Origin of the sequence: Amycolatopsis ponsaeliensis (assembly GCF_030182635.1) — a bacterium.
GTDB lineage: Bacteria > Actinomycetota > Actinomycetes > Mycobacteriales > Pseudonocardiaceae > Amycolatopsis > Amycolatopsis ponsaeliensis.
The window spans coordinates 165,984-179,211 of sequence record NZ_JAPZLD010000021.1; the positions used below are offsets into that span (position 1 = coordinate 165,984).

A 13,228-nucleotide genomic window follows, 5' to 3' on the forward strand; every position below is an offset into this window, starting at 1 on the left:
CAGGGGGAGTTCCGCGGGCGCGAGGGCCGAGGGTGTGCGGCTTGGCGGAGGCCGGAGGAGTGGAGCCCGGGGACCGCGCTCGGACGGGGGTCGGAGCGCGGCGGCGAGACTCCTCCGGTCTGCCGGACAGCGGGTGGGGTGCGCTCCGCCGGGGTTTCGCCGGTTCGCGCTCGGGCGGGGGTGGAGCGCGGCGGCGAGACTCCTCCGGTCTGCCGGACGGCGGCAGGGTGGGCTGGGGCCGGGGTTCGTCAGGCTGCGCTCGGGCAGGGTCCGAGCGTGAAGCCGGTCGCGTGAGCGGGCGTCCCGGCCGTGTCCGAGCGGCGGCAAGCTGTGCCGGGGCAGCTTCGACCCGCGCGGCCGCGGCTGTCAGAGCGCGACCGTGAGGTCCTCTTCGGCGACCAGCACCTCCCCGCCGAACTCGGCGCGGGCCTCGGCGGCCGCCGCCGCGCGGTCGGTGCCCGGCCAGAAGTGGGTCAGCATGAGCCGGCGCGCTCCGGCTCGCTCGGCCCAGTGGCCCGCCTCGGCCGCGGTCATCAGAAACCGGGGCTCTCCCTCCGCCGGTGGGGTGCGGAGGGTGGCGTCGCAGATGAACAGGTCCGCGTCGCGGCCGAGGTCCGCCAACGCCGGCGACGGTCCCGTGTCCCCGGTGTAGGCCACCGTGAGCCCGGGCGCCGTCAGCCGCACGCCGAAGTTCGGCAGGTAGTGCGGCAGCTCGTGGGTCGTGAGCCGGAACGGTCCGACGTCGGCCGGTGCGCCGAGGTCGTGCACCTCGAACAGCTCCGACGGGTGCGGCCGCGGCTCCATCGCCTCCAAGCGCCGGAGCGTGCCGGGCGTGCAGTGCAGCGGCAACCGCGGCGATCCGCTCCCGGCCTGGACCGTGTAGTACCAGGCCCGCCCGAGCGCGCTCACGTCCGCGCAGTGGTCGGGGTGCTCGTGCGTCACCACCACGGCGTCGGGCAGCCCGTGCGCGAACAGGCGCGACGCCGCGCCGTACCCGAGATCGAGGACGACGTGGAACTCGTTGTGCGACAACAGGAATCCCGCGCACGCCCGCCCGGGTTCCGGGAACCCGCCGCAGCTGCCGAGCACCGTCAGCTCACCCATGCCCGGCAGTCTGTCAGAGCGGCCACCGGTCCGGCGGACGTGAGCCGGTAGCGTGCGGTGCGTGCTGACCGTCTCCACCGTGAACGTCAACGGCCTCCGCGCCGCCGCCAAAAAGGGCTTCGTCGAGTGGCTCGCCGCCACGAAGGCCGACGTCGTCTGCTGCCAGGAGGTGCGCGCCACGGCGGAGCAGCTTCCCGCCGAGGTCGTCGAACCCGAGGGCTGGTTCGCGGTGCACGCCCCCTCCGCCGTCAAGGGACGCAACGGCGTCGCCGTCTACAGCCGCACCGAGCCCGAAGAGGTCCGGATCGGCTTCGGGGAGCCCGAGTTCGAGGACAGCGGCCGCTACCTCGAAGTCCACCTGACGAACGTCGTGGTCGCGAGCCTCTACCTGCCCAGCGGGGACGTCGGCACCGAGCGCCAGGACGAAAAGGAACGCTTCATGGCCGCGTTCCTGCCCTACCTCGTCGAGCTCCGCGCCAAGGCCGCCGCGGCCGGGCGCGAGGTCGTCGTCGTGGGGGACTGGAACATCGCCTACGACACCGTCGACCTCAAGAACTGGCGCGGCAACCGCAAGAACTCCGGCTTCCTCCCCGAGGAACGCGCCTGGCTCGGCCGCGTCTACACCGAGGCCGGCTACACCGACGTCCAGCGCCGCCTCGACCCCGAAGGCCCCGGCCCCTACACCTGGTGGTCCTACCGCGGCCAGGCCTTCGACAACGACTCCGGCTGGCGCATCGACTGCCAGCTCGCGACCCCCGGCCTCGCCGAGAAGGTCGTCGACGTCGTCGTGGAACGCGCCGCCGCCTACGACCAGCGCTGGTCCGACCACGCGCCGGTCACCGCCACCTACGACATCTAGGCCGCGCGGGCGGCGCGCCAGGTCGCGCTGTCCACGAAGTGGTTGTCGAACCGGTCCTGCGACGCCAGGATCTCCGCCGGCGACGCCTCGCCCCGCCGGATCCGGTCGATCATCCGGAAGTACTCGAAGCGCTCGACGCCGGGCGTGAACACGATCAGCACGTCCGCGCCCGACCGCGCCGTCGCGCCGAACGCGTGGTTCGTGTGCGGCGGCACGAACAGCATGTCGCCGGTCCGGACCGTGACGACGTCTTCGCCGTTCAGGACCTCGAGTTCGCCGTCCAGCATGAAGAACATCTCGGCCGACGAGGTGTGGAAGTGCGGCGTCGCGCCGTCGCGCCCGCGGCCCAGCGACGCGCGGTTCGTGCTCAGGTGCCCGCCGGTCTGGGAGACGTCCGCGAGCAGGGTCATCGTGTCGGGGGTCGAGCCGAGCTGCTCGGCTTCGTCGTGGCGTACCAGCAATGTCGTCATGCCAGCGATGGTTCCACGCCTGATAGTTCGCTGTCAAACTATCAGGCAGCGAATAGTGCTGGCGTCGAATAGAGTGGGCGGGGTGAGTGACGAAGACGCCGTCGACGCCGTCGTGTCGGCCTGGCACCGCGAACGCCCCGACCTCGACCTGACCGCCATCGGCGTGGCCGGCCGGATGGGCCGGCTGGCGCTGGTGCTCGGCCCGGCCCAGGAGCGGGTGTTCGGCAAGTTCGGCCTGCAACGCGGGGAGTTCGACGTCCTGGCCGCGCTGCGCCGGTCCGGCACGCCCTACACGCTGATCCCGTCCGAGCTGTCCGCGACGCTGATGATGTCCCGCGCCGGCATGACGAGCCGCCTCGACCGGCTGGAGAAGGCCGGGTTCGTCGAGCGCGCGCTGGACCCGAACGACCGCCGCAGCTTCCGGATCCGCTTGACGGACCAGGGTTTCGACGCCGTCGACGCCGCGATGACCGAGCACACCGCGAACGTCTCCGAGCTCCTGTCGGGACTGTCCGGAAAGGACCTGGGCCTGCTCGACGACGTCCTGCGCAAGCTCCTGGACCACCTGGATCCCCAAGTCTGACAACGAAAAAGGGCCTCCCCGGCGGTGTGCCGGGAAGGCCCTTCTCGCCGCGCCCGGCTCAGCAGGACAGGTTGTCACCGGTCGGGACCCCGAGGATCCCGGTGATCTGCGTGTACTTGTCGATCCGGCTCTGGACCTGCGCCGGGTTGCCGCCGTTGCACTCGATCGAGCCGTTGATGCTGCGGATGGTCTCGCCGAAGCCGCGCTGGTTGACCATGGCGTCGTGCGGCGTCATCGTGCCCGGGCCGGTCTGCGTGTTCCAGTACCAGAGCCCGGTCTTCCAGGCGACGGCCGCGTCCTGCTCGACCTGGTACGGGTTGTTGAGCAGGTCGATGCCGAGGGCGTCGCCGGCGGCCTTGTAGTTGAAGTTCCAGCTGAGCTGGATCGGGCCGCGGCCGTAGTAGGCGGCCTGGCCGGCCGGGCAGCCGTAGGGCTGGCTCGCGTCGCAGTAGTGCGGGTAGTTCGCGGTGTTCTGCTCGACGACGTAGACGAGCCCGCCGGTCTCGTGGTTGACGTTCGCCAGGAACGCCGCCGCTTCCTGCTTCTTGACGGTGTCGTCGCCGGTGTTGGCGAAGCCGGGGTAGGCCGCCAGCGCGTCGGTCAGGCCGCTGTAGGTGTAGAAGCTGTTGCGGCTCGGGAAGATCTGGTCGAACTGGGCCTCGCTGACGACGAAGGAGGCGTCCACCGCGGCGGCCGCGGTGGTGGCCGGGAGCACGACGGCGGCGGCCGCCGCGGCGAGCGCGCTCACCGCCACGCCGGTGCGCTTAAGGAACCGGGTAATCGACATTCGGGACTCCTCTTGATCACGCCGGTCGTGCGCGGTCCGACCGAGCCGAATGGGTTACACCAAGAGGTATAGACCAATCACTTTCGTGTTAATAGTTTTCCGAATAAGACTGCGCGATCGGAGCAGTGGCGACTGCGGCGAATGGCAGAGGGTGAGCCCCGATTGCGATGAACGGGTGATGAACGGCCGGACAACGACCGGTCATTCTCTACTTTGCGTAGGAGCGTTCCGTCTTCCGCAACACCCACTCGGGTGGCGGCCTGAACCATGGGGGCGCCGGGGTCGTGTTCTCGGTTGGGCGCTAGTCTCGGCCGCCGAGTCGGTCAGTACCCTCGGGTCTTGACACACTCGGTAGCTTTTTGACCAGCAGCACGCATCGTCTCACTCGTATGGGTGAGTCTTTCGGTAAGTACACTGCGCTCGTCAATCGCGGGAGGCACTCCGGTGCGCAACCCAGGTCGAACCCTGATGCGGTCCACGCTGCGCGCGTCCCGCGCGGCCGCGGTGGTCGCGCTCGTCCCGGCCGCGCTGCTCTTGGCCGGCGGCGGGAACGCGTTCGCCGACGTCGTGACCGCGCAGGCGGACTCGGGCGCGGAGAGCTTCGGTGTGCTCGGCCCGGTCGGGCTGGTGGCGGTCGCGCTCGGCATCGTCGGCATGACGCTGGGTGTGCTGCGCCAGCGCCGCAAGGCCCGCGTCGCAGAGGCTGCCCCGGCGGTCCCGGAAGCACCCGGCCCGGTCACGGCGATGGCCGAAGCGGTCCTCGGCGAGCCCGACGCCACGCCGACCCGCCCGTTCCTCACTCAGCACCCGCACGCCTGACCCACCCGGCGCGCCTGCCACACACAGGCTCGGCTCAGCTCGACGCCGTGTCGGCTCCCCAATCACGCGAGTCGACCCTCCAGGCACGCGAGCCGACCCTCCAGGTACGGGGGCCGACCCTCCGGGTACGCGAGTCGAACCCCGAGGTACGCGAGCCGACCTCTCGATCACGTGAGTCGACCTCCCCATCACGCGAGTTGACCTTCGCGATGTCTGCCGCGCGTCGCGGCTTGGAAGAATCCCCAGCTTGGGCCCCCTCGGCACCCACCACGCGGCCCGGCCTGGAAGAATCCTCACGTGTCCGAAGAGCAGACCGTCGCCGCCGAACGCCGTCCGCGGGTCCTGTCCGGGATCCAGCCCACCGCCGACTCGTTCCACCTCGGCAACTACCTCGGTGCGCTGCGCCAGTGGGTGCGGCTGCAGGACACCCACGAGCCGTTCTACTGCGTGGTCGACCTGCACGCGATCACCGTCGAGCAGGACCCGAAGGTGCTGCGGCAACGCACCCGCGTCTCGGCCGCGCAACTGCTCGCCATCGGCATCGACCCGCGGCGCAGCGCGCTGTTCGTGCAGAGCCACGTCCCGGAGCACGCCCAGCTGAGCTGGGTCATGGAGTGCCAGACCGGGTTCGGCGAGGCCGGCCGGATGACGCAGTTCAAGGACAAGTCCGCGAAGCAGGGCTCCGACCGTTCCAGCGTCGGCCTGTTCACCTACCCGATCCTGCAGGCCGCGGACATCCTGCTGTACCAGGCCGACGCGGTCCCGGTCGGCGAGGACCAGCGCCAGCACCTGGAGCTGACGCGCGACCTCGCGCAGCGCTTCAACAACCGGCTGGGCAAGACGTTCGTCGTGCCGGAGCCGTACATCATCAAGGACACGGCGAAGATCTACGACCTCCAGGACCCGACGGCCAAGATGAGCAAGTCGGCCTCCAGCGCCAACGGCATCGTGGAGCTGCTCGAGGACCCGAAGCGCTCGGCGAAGAAGATCCGCTCGGCGGTCACCGACACGGGCCGCGAGGTCAAGTTCGACACCGAGAACAAGGCGGGCGTCTCGAACCTGCTGACGATCTACTCGGCCCTGACCGACCGCACGATCGCGGACCTCGAAGCGGCGTACGAGGGCAAGGGCTACGGCGACCTGAAGAAGGACCTCGGCGAGGCGTTCGTCGAGTGGGTGACCCCGATCCAGCAGCGCGCCAAGTCCTATTTGGACGATGTCGCGGAGCTGGACAAGGTCCTCGCGGCGGGTGCGGAGCGCGCCCGCGACGTGGCGTCGAAGACGCTGGCCAAGACGTACCAGCGGATCGGTTTCCTGCCGCCGGTGCGGTGAAGCTGATCCTGCTGAACGACCCGCCGGGCAGCGGCAAGTCGACGCTCGCCCGGCGCTACGCCGACGCCCACCCACCGGCGCTCGCCCTGGACGTGGACCGCATCCGCGCGATGATCGGCGGCTGGCGCGCAACACCCGGCGAGGCCGGTCTGCTGGCGCGCGACCTCGCGACGGCGGCGGCGCGCACGCACCTGGCCGCGGGCCACGACGTCGTAGTGCCTCAGCTGCCGGGCCAGCCCGGGCTTCTGCCGCCCCGGAGCCACCGACCCGAAAGCAGCCCCCGCCCTTCCCTTGGGGGCGTCCCCGAGTCCAGTCTATCGGCGCCCACCGACGGTTCTGGGTTCTGCGGTGCTGGGTGAGCGGCCTGTCCACAACTGCCGGGGACTGTGGACAACCAGTCGGCCGCGCCGAGGGATTCCCGAGCCGCAGGAGTGCCGGAATGCGCGCAGCCGGGACTCCTCGCCTCCCTCACGTAGACCGCTCGCGTTGCGGGAGTCACCAGGCGTGGTTAGCGTTTCACAGTGGCGAACGAAGAGAAGGAAAAGCTCCTGCCGCGGCTGCGGCGGAAGTACCCGTGGCTCGATCACCTGATCCGGGCGAACGAGGCCTTCACCGAGCGGTACGGCAACCACTACGCCGCCGCGATCACCTACTTCAGCGTCCTCTCGGTCATCCCGATCCTGATGGTCGCCTTCGCCGTGGTCGGCCTGGTCGTCAACCATGACCCGCACGTCATCGAGCAGATCAAAAACAGCATCAACAACTCTGTGCCCTCGGGCCTGCGCAGCCTCGTCCAGGGCATCGTGGACGCCGCGATCGGCGCCGGCAGCGGGATCGGGATCTTCGGCCTGCTCATCGCCCTCTACTCCGGCATCGGCTGGATGGCGAACCTGCGTGACGCGCTCACCGCGCAGTGGGGCCAGGAGAAGCAGCCGCAGCCGTTCGTCAAGCAGACGCTCAAGGATCTCGTCGCGCTGGTCGGGCTGGGTGTCGCGCTCGTCGTCTCGTTCGCGCTGACCGCGATCGGTGGCGGTGTCGGGAACTTCCTGCTCGGGCTCGTCGGGTTGGCGGACGAGACCTGGGCGAAGGTCCTGCTCCGCATCGCGACCATCGTGCTCGGCCTGGCCGCCAACACCCTCGTTTTCCTCTGGGTCATCGCGCGCCTGCCGCGCGAACGCGTCGCGCTGCGCAGCGCGGTCAAGGGCGCGGTGTTCGCCTCCATCGGGTTCGTCATCCTGCAGCAGGCCGCCACGTTCTACCTGGCCAGCGTCACGAAGTCGCCGGCGTTCGCGCTGTTCGGCCCGGTCATCGGCCTGCTCGTCTTCGCGAACTTCGTCTCGCGCTTCCTCCTGCTCGTCACGGCGTGGACCGCGACGGCGAAGGAGAACCAGCACGAGGTCATCGCGCCACCGGCGCCGGTGCGGCTCGAGCAGAACGTCACCGTGCAGCGCGGGCCGGGATTCGGCGCCGTCGCGGGGGCGTTCAGCGCCGGTGCGCTGCTCGCGTGGCTGGGTGGCCGCCGCAAGCCTTGACAGCGAGCGGGTCGGTAAAGAAACTGAACCGGTAAGAAATCTGAACCGGAGGTTTCATGCTGGACGCCGCCCGCGAGTGCGCTGCCCTCGCCAAGACGCTCGCGCCCGTCACCGAGCGGAACCGCGCGCTGCCGGCCGAGCTGGTCGCCAAGCTGACCGACGCCCAGCTCCTGCGCAGCGGCGTCCCCGCCCACCTGGGCGGCCCCGAAGCGCCACCCGCCGTCAGCCTCGAGACGGCGGAGACGGTCGCGCGTGGCGACGCCTCGGCCGGCTGGTGCGTCTCGATCGCCGTGACGAGCAGCCTGCTCTCGGCCTACGCCCCGCCGAAGTGCGCCGAGGAGGTCTTCGGCGACCCGAAGACCGTTGCCGCGGGCGTCTGGGCGCCGCGCGGGGCCGGTAAGAAGACAGACGGCGGCTACATCGTCTCCGGATGCTGGCCGTTCTGCAGCGGCATCCCGCACTGCGACTGGCTCTTCGCCGGGTTCGTGCACGAAAGCGAGCTGTACGTCGCCGCGCTGCCCAAGGCCGAGATCGAAGTCCTCGACACCTGGCACACCAACGGCCTGCGCGGCACCGGCAGCCACGACTGCGTGGCCGACGAGCTGTTCGTCCCCGAGCACCGCGTCTTCTCGGTGATGGGCGGCCCGCCCGTGGAAGCCGTTGCGCTGCACCGCTTCCCGCTCTTCGGCTACTTCGCGCTCTCGGTCGCGGCGGCCGCGCTGGGCAACGCGCGTGGCGCGATCGACGACCTCGTCGAGCTCGCCTCGACGCGCAAGCCGCTCGGCTCCAGCCGGTCGCTGGCCGAGCGGTCGCAGACCCAGGCCGCCGTCGCGGAGGCGGAAGCCGCCCTGCGCGCCGCGCGGCTGCTTTATTACACGAGCATCGACGACGCCTGGCAGGCCGCGCAGGGCACCGAACCGGTGCCGGACCAGCTGAAACTCGGTTTGCGCCTGGCTGCCACGCACGTCACGCGCACCGCCGCGAAGGTCGCCGAAAGCATGTACGACCTGGGCGGCGGCGCGGCGATCTACGAGACTTCGCCGTTGCAGCGCCGTTTCCGCGACGCCCACACCGCGACCGCCCACTTCCAGGTCAACCCGGCCAGCTTCGAGCTGTCCGGCAAGCTGCTGCTGGGCGTCCCCGCCCGCACCGAACAGCTCTGAGGAGTCCCGTGCCCGTCAACGCCCAGTACCGCCTCGCCGCCCGCCCGGCCGCCGGACTGCCGAAGGACACCGACTGGCAGTACACCGAGGAGGCCGTCCCGTCACCCGGCGAGGGGGAGTTCCTGGTCGAGGTCCGGTACCTCTCGCTGGACCCCGCGATGCGCACGTGGATGAACGCCGGCCGGTCGTACGTGCCGCCGGTGGGGATCGGCGAGGTCATGCGCGCGGCCGGGATCGGCCGAGTCGTCGAGTCGCGCCACCCCGCCTTCAAGACCGGTCAGGACGTCTTCGGCACCTTCGGCGTCCAGAACTTCGCCGTCTCGGACGGCAAGGGCGTCACGATCGTCGACACGGCGGTCGCGCCGGCGCCGGCGTTCCTCGGCACGCTCGGGATCAGCGGGATCACCGCGTACTTCGGACTGTTCGACGTCGGCCGCCCCGAGCCGGGCCAGACCGTCGCGGTGTCCGCCGCGGCCGGGTCGGTCGGGATCGTCGTCGGGCAGCTCGCGAAGATCCACGGCTGCCGCGTCGTCGGCATCGCCGGCGGCCCGGAGAAGTGCCGGACGCTCGTCGAGGAGTACGGCTTCGACGCCGCCGTCGACCACCGCGCCGGGAACGTCCGCGCGGACCTGAAGGAGCACGCGCCCGACGGGATCGACGTCTTCTTCGACAACGTCGGCGGTGACGTCCTCGAGGCGGCGCTGGCCCGGCTCGCGCGCGGCGCCCGGATCGTGCTGAGCGGCGCGGTTTCGCAGTACAACAGCACCGAGGGGCCGCGCGGCCCGGCCAACTACATGCAGCTGCTGGTGCGCCGGGCCTCGATGACCGGGTTCGTCTTCTCCGACTACACCGACCGGTACCCCGAGGCGATCAGTGCGTTGGCCGGCTGGGTGCGCGAAGGCAAGCTGAAGTCGCGCGAAGACGTCGTCGAGGGCGGGATCGCGAAGTTCCCGGAGACGCTGCTCAAGCTGTTCCGCGGCGAGAACACCGGCAAGCTGGTGCTGGCGCTGTGACCGACTTGACGCACCGCTTCACGGCGGACTCGGTCGGGCGCGCGCTCGACCTGGTCGGCGAGCGCTGGAGCCTGCTGATCCTGCGGGAGTCGTTCTTCGGCGTGCGGCGCTACGGCGAGTTCGCGCGCAACCTGTCGATCCCGCGCCCGACGCTGTCCGCCCGGCTGAAGACCCTCGTCGAGGCGGGTGTGCTGGCGCGCGTGGAAGAAGTGCCGGACCGTCCCGAGTATCACCTCACGCAGGCCGGGCGGGACCTCTTCGGCGCCGTCGTCACGCTGATGCAGTGGGGCGACAAGCACCTCGCGGGTCCCGATGGTCCGCCGATCCTGTTGCGGCACAACGACTGTGGCGAAGTAGCTGAGACGTATGTCGCGTGTGGACACTGCGGCGGCGCGATCACCACCGGCAAGGTGACCCCGGAACCCGGGCCCGGTTTCCGCTAGTTCGCGGCCTTCTTGCGCCGGCGCCCGACCACGAACGCGCCGACGATGATCAGGAACACCACCAGCGTGATGATCCAGCCGGTGACGCCGAACGGGTCCTCCTTGGCCGCCGCGGCCGTGGACGTCCCGCTGCTGACACTGCCGTCGGGGAGCACGGTCGGCGTGCTGCCCGTGTCGGTCGCCACCGGGGCCTGGTAATTGATCTGGCCGACCGGCGCGGCGCGGTCGGCCTCCAGCGCGAAGCCGTAGTCGAGCAGCTTGGCCGCCTGGTCGACGACCTTCGTCGGCTTCTGCTCGGCGCGCAGCATGACGACCGCGAGCCGCTTGCCCTTCTGCTGCGCCGCGCCGACGTAGGTGTGGCGGGCGTCGTCGGTGAAGCCGGTCTTGCCGCCGAGGAAACCGGGATAGACGCCGAGCAGCTTGTTGTCGTTGTAGACCGGGATGGCCGGTTTGCCGCCGGTCGCCGGGAACTCGAAGTTCTTCGTCGAGACGACCTTCGCGAACTCCGGCTGCTTCATCGCGTAGTGGAAGACCAGGCTCAGGTCGTAGGCCGAGGTCGACATGCCCGGCCCGTCGAGCCCCGACGGCGTCGCGGCGCGCGTGTCGTGCGCGCCGATGCGGGCGGCCAGCGCGTTCATCTTGGTGACCGCGGAGTCGACCCCGCCGAGCGCCGTGGCGAACGCGTGCGCGACGTCGTTGCCCGAGTGCATCAGCAGGCCGTGCAGCAGCTGGTCGACGGTGTACTGGCCGCCGGCGACGAGGCCGACGCAGGTGCACTCCTGCTCGGCGTCCTCCTTCGTCGCGACGATCACCTGCTGCGGGCTCAGCTGGGTGACCACGACGAGCGCGAGCAGCGTCTTGATCAGCGACGCGGGCCGCTCACGGGCGTGCGGATCCTTCGCGGCGATCACCGCGCCGGTGTCGAGGTCCTGCACCACCCATGACGCCGCGGTGTTGCCGTCCGGCGGGTTGAGCGCGCCGTCCGGGGTGACCAGGCCGCACTCGGCCATCCGCGGGCCGCCGACCGGCTCGGCGGGCACGGCCAGCGCCGGCGGGGCCTGCTTGCCGGGCGCGGGCTTCTCCGACGTGTCGACGGGGGCCGGCGGCGCCTGGCGGTTCGCGCACTGGCCCGGCTGCGGCGCCGCGGCGGCGAGCGCCGGGGTGCTCAGGGCCAGGAGGGCGGCGGCGAGCGTCGTCGTGAAGACCTTGAGCGACCGGGAGACAGCGGAGTGCACCCACGCAATCTAGCGCCGAGGCGCGCGTCGCATACTCAGGGGCATGCGCATTTCGCGAGGCACCTCGCTGTTCCTGCTGGCCTTCGGCGTGTGGTCGTGGATCATCTGGATCACGTTCGCCAAGAACCTGTGGGCGAGCGACCAGTCCTGGACCCCCGACGGCTCGCCGACCGCGTACTTCGTGGTGCACGCGGTGCTGACGGTCGTGTCGTTCGTGCTCGGGACGATCATCGGCGTGCTGGGCTGGCGCGGGGTGCGCGCGTCCCGCGTCGCCTCCTGACTTTGGTCGGTGGCGCGGTCCCCGGGGCCGGTTTAGGTTGACGCCACTGACTCTGGAGGTGGAATGTCCCGTTTACGCCGAATGGCGGCTCCGCTCGTGCTGGCCGTCGGGGGCGGCCTGTTCGCCGCGGCACCGGCCGCCGAGGCCGCGCCGGTCGCCTGTGACACGACGAGTACGCCGTACACGTACGTGGTGACCTACCAGCCGGGCACGCGCGCGTCGTCGGTCGACAAGGAGCTGGCGGCCAAGTGCGGCACGAAGGTGGCGTACTACGGCGAGATCGGCGTCGCGATCGCCACCTCGCGCAACGCGGACTTCCAGCAGAAGATCGGCGTCTACCGGGCTTATTCGGGCGGAAAGGACGTGGCTTCCGCTGGTGCGGCCCGCTCCTCTTTGGGGGCGGTGCGGACGCTGGAAGACACGCAGTCGGTCGCTGCCGAGGGTGACCTGTCGGCGCAGCAGTGGGACATGAAGGCGATCCACGCGCCGGAGGCGAACAAGAAATACCAGGGCAGCCGTTCGGTGACGGTCGGCGTGCTGGACTCGGGCATCGACGCGACGCACCCGGCTCTTCGCGCGGCCGTCTCGCCGTCTGAATCGGCCGGCTGCATCACGGGTGCTGCGGACACTTCGCCGGCGTCCTGGGCCCCGACGACGTCCGACCACGGAACGCACGTGGCGGGCACGATCGCGGGCAAGGACCCGGCGGCGGGCTTCACGGGCATCGCGCCGGGCGTCAAGCTGGCGTCGGTGAAGGTCGTCAACGACGACGGGTACATCTTCCCGGAGTCGGCGGTGTGCGGGTTCGTGTGGGCGGCCAAGCACGGCTTCCCGGTGACGAACAACAGCTACTACATCGACCCGGGCATGTTCTTCTGCTCGAAGGAGCCGGGCGACGCGGCGGCTTACGAAGCGGTCCGGCGCGCGATCGAGTTCTCGACGCACCACGGGGTCCTGAACGTGTCGGCGGCGGGCAACTCGGGCTTCGACACGACTGCTCAGACGACGGACCCGAACCGTCCGCACCCGGTGGATTCGTCGTGCGGAATCCTCCCGAAGGCGATCGACGGGGTCGTGACGGTGTCGTCGGTGGGCTACGCGGGCACGAAGTCGTCGTTCAGCAACTACGGTGAGATCGACGTGACGGCGCCGGGTGGCGACTTCTCGCAGACGCCTCCCACCGGCGCGGGGCCGTCATGCCCGCTGTCGACCACGGTGTTCGGCGGGCTTTACGGGTCCAAGTGCGGGACGTCGATGGCTTCCCCGCACGCGGCTGGGGTCGCGGCCTTGCTGGCTTCGAAGTTCCGCGGGCTTCCGCCGCAGCTGCTGGCTCGCGTGTTGGCGGGCGAGGCGGACCCGGTGAAGTGCGCGTCGGCGGAGACGGAGTGCACGGGGCCGGCGAAGAACAACTCGTACTACGGCCACGGCCTGGTCAACGCTCTGGACGCAGTCCGCTAACCCGTTTGGTCATGAGGGGCACCCTCATGGACTTTAAGTGGCTCTTCGTATTGATGTGTGGGTGGTCATCGGCCTGGTAGTTCGGGTCGGTGGCCGCCCAGGGAGAGCATGGCCAGTGCCATGAGGGATTCGGGTGTGCGGAACCCGAAC

14 protein-coding genes and 1 pseudogene are annotated in these 13,228 nt (G+C 70.5%); 11 read left to right on the forward strand and 4 right to left on the reverse strand.

All coding sequences use genetic code 11. The features are described from left to right. Nucleotides 1–366: 366 nt before the first annotated feature. Nucleotides 367–1,104 (reverse strand): MBL fold metallo-hydrolase, encoded by a 738-nt coding sequence (locus QQ657_RS29555; protein ID WP_284745524.1) that lies wholly within the window; start codon nt 1,102–1,104, stop codon nt 367–369. Between the two features lie 52 nt (nt 1,105–1,156). Between QQ657_RS29555 and QQ657_RS29560 the strand changes: the two genes are divergently transcribed. Continuing rightward, the gene (locus QQ657_RS29560) at nt 1,157–1,963 is read left to right on the forward strand and encodes an exodeoxyribonuclease III (protein ID WP_284745525.1); all 807 of its coding nucleotides are present in this window, start codon (nt 1,157–1,159) and stop codon (nt 1,961–1,963) included. Here QQ657_RS29560 and QQ657_RS29565 read toward each other — a convergent pair. Then, a complete protein-coding gene (locus QQ657_RS29565) occupies nt 1,960–2,433 on the reverse strand; it encodes a cupin domain-containing protein (protein ID WP_284745526.1) in 474 nt (157 codons plus the stop codon). The two genes, QQ657_RS29560 and QQ657_RS29565, sit on opposite strands and share 4 nt — an antisense overlap. A gap of 82 nt (nt 2,434–2,515) precedes the next feature. On the opposite strand from QQ657_RS29565, the gene QQ657_RS29570 reads away from it, so the two are divergent. Then, nucleotides 2,516–3,016 (forward strand): MarR family winged helix-turn-helix transcriptional regulator, encoded by a 501-nt coding sequence (locus QQ657_RS29570; RefSeq protein WP_284745527.1) that lies wholly within the window; start codon nt 2,516–2,518, stop codon nt 3,014–3,016. 58 nt (nt 3,017–3,074) lie between these two features. Here QQ657_RS29570 and QQ657_RS29575 read toward each other — a convergent pair whose 3' ends face one another. Next, nucleotides 3,075–3,803 carry a chitinase gene (locus QQ657_RS29575; RefSeq protein ID WP_284745528.1) on the reverse strand — a complete coding sequence of 243 codons (729 nt, stop codon included), beginning with the start codon at nt 3,801–3,803 and terminating at the stop codon, nt 3,075–3,077. A gap of 468 nt (nt 3,804–4,271) precedes the next feature. On the opposite strand from QQ657_RS29575, the gene QQ657_RS29580 reads away from it, so the two are divergent. From QQ657_RS29580 to QQ657_RS29610, 7 genes and pseudogenes are all read left to right on the forward strand, one after another. Further along, entirely contained in the window at nt 4,272–4,622 is a 351-nt protein-coding gene (locus QQ657_RS29580) for a hypothetical protein (RefSeq protein ID WP_284745529.1), read from the forward strand. A gap of 297 nt (nt 4,623–4,919) precedes the next feature. Then, nucleotides 4,920–5,954 (forward strand): tryptophan--tRNA ligase, encoded by a 1,035-nt coding sequence (gene trpS / locus QQ657_RS29585; protein ID WP_284745530.1) that lies wholly within the window; start codon nt 4,920–4,922, stop codon nt 5,952–5,954. After that, nucleotides 5,951–6,196 (forward strand): annotated as a pseudogene (locus QQ657_RS29590) (AAA family ATPase); the annotation flags it as partial. The gene trpS and the pseudogene QQ657_RS29590, both read left to right, overlap by 4 nt. A gap of 279 nt (nt 6,197–6,475) precedes the next feature. Beyond that, nucleotides 6,476–7,486, forward strand: coding sequence for an inner membrane protein YhjD (yhjD, locus tag QQ657_RS29595; protein WP_284745531.1), 1,011 nt, complete (start codon nt 6,476–6,478; stop codon nt 7,484–7,486). Nucleotides 7,487–7,542: 56 nt separating this feature from the next. After that, on the forward strand, nt 7,543–8,649 hold the full coding sequence (locus QQ657_RS29600; RefSeq protein WP_284745532.1) for an acyl-CoA dehydrogenase family protein: 1,107 nt from the start codon (nt 7,543–7,545) through the stop codon (nt 8,647–8,649). 8 nt (nt 8,650–8,657) lie between these two features. After that, entirely contained in the window at nt 8,658–9,662 is a 1,005-nt protein-coding gene (locus QQ657_RS29605) for an NADP-dependent oxidoreductase (RefSeq protein ID WP_284745533.1), read from the forward strand. Further along, a complete protein-coding gene (locus QQ657_RS29610; protein ID WP_284745534.1) occupies nt 9,659–10,105 on the forward strand; it encodes a winged helix-turn-helix transcriptional regulator in 447 nt (148 codons plus the stop codon). Before QQ657_RS29605 ends, QQ657_RS29610 begins: the two co-directional genes overlap by 4 nt. Here QQ657_RS29610 and QQ657_RS29615 read toward each other — a convergent pair. Then, nucleotides 10,102–11,340 carry a D-alanyl-D-alanine carboxypeptidase family protein gene (locus tag QQ657_RS29615; protein WP_284745535.1) on the reverse strand — a complete coding sequence of 413 codons (1,239 nt, stop codon included), beginning with the start codon at nt 11,338–11,340 and terminating at the stop codon, nt 10,102–10,104. The two genes, QQ657_RS29610 and QQ657_RS29615, sit on opposite strands and share 4 nt — an antisense overlap. 43 nt (nt 11,341–11,383) lie before the next feature. On the opposite strand from QQ657_RS29615, the gene QQ657_RS29620 reads away from it, so the two are divergent. Together QQ657_RS29620 and QQ657_RS29625 are read left to right on the forward strand one after the other, a co-directional pair. Further along, nucleotides 11,384–11,620 carry an SCO4848 family membrane protein gene (locus QQ657_RS29620; protein WP_284745536.1) on the forward strand — a complete coding sequence of 79 codons (237 nt, stop codon included), beginning with the start codon at nt 11,384–11,386 and terminating at the stop codon, nt 11,618–11,620. 63 nt (nt 11,621–11,683) lie between these two features. Continuing rightward, a complete protein-coding gene (locus tag QQ657_RS29625; protein ID WP_284745537.1) occupies nt 11,684–13,078 on the forward strand; it encodes a S8 family peptidase in 1,395 nt (464 codons plus the stop codon). Nucleotides 13,079–13,228 lie beyond the last annotated feature (150 nt).

What these genes read in the sequence shown, in the direction of transcription:
- QQ657_RS29555 (WP_284745524.1), bottom strand. Translation starts at nt 1,104, where the DNA reads ATGGGTGAGCTGACGGTGCTCGGCAGCTGCGGCGGGTTCCCGGAACCC.
- QQ657_RS29565 (WP_284745526.1), bottom strand. Translation starts at nt 2,433, where the DNA reads ATGACGACATTGCTGGTACGCCACGACGAAGCCGAGCAGCTCGGCTCG.
- QQ657_RS29575 (WP_284745528.1), bottom strand. Translation starts at nt 3,803, where the DNA reads ATGTCGATTACCCGGTTCCTTAAGCGCACCGGCGTGGCGGTGAGCGCG.
- QQ657_RS29580 (WP_284745529.1), top strand. Translation starts at nt 4,272, where the DNA reads ATGCGGTCCACGCTGCGCGCGTCCCGCGCGGCCGCGGTGGTCGCGCTC.
- QQ657_RS29600 (WP_284745532.1), top strand. Translation starts at nt 7,543, where the DNA reads ATGCTGGACGCCGCCCGCGAGTGCGCTGCCCTCGCCAAGACGCTCGCG.
- QQ657_RS29620 (WP_284745536.1), top strand. Translation starts at nt 11,384, where the DNA reads ATGCGCATTTCGCGAGGCACCTCGCTGTTCCTGCTGGCCTTCGGCGTG.
- QQ657_RS29625 (WP_284745537.1), top strand. Translation starts at nt 11,684, where the DNA reads ATGTCCCGTTTACGCCGAATGGCGGCTCCGCTCGTGCTGGCCGTCGGG.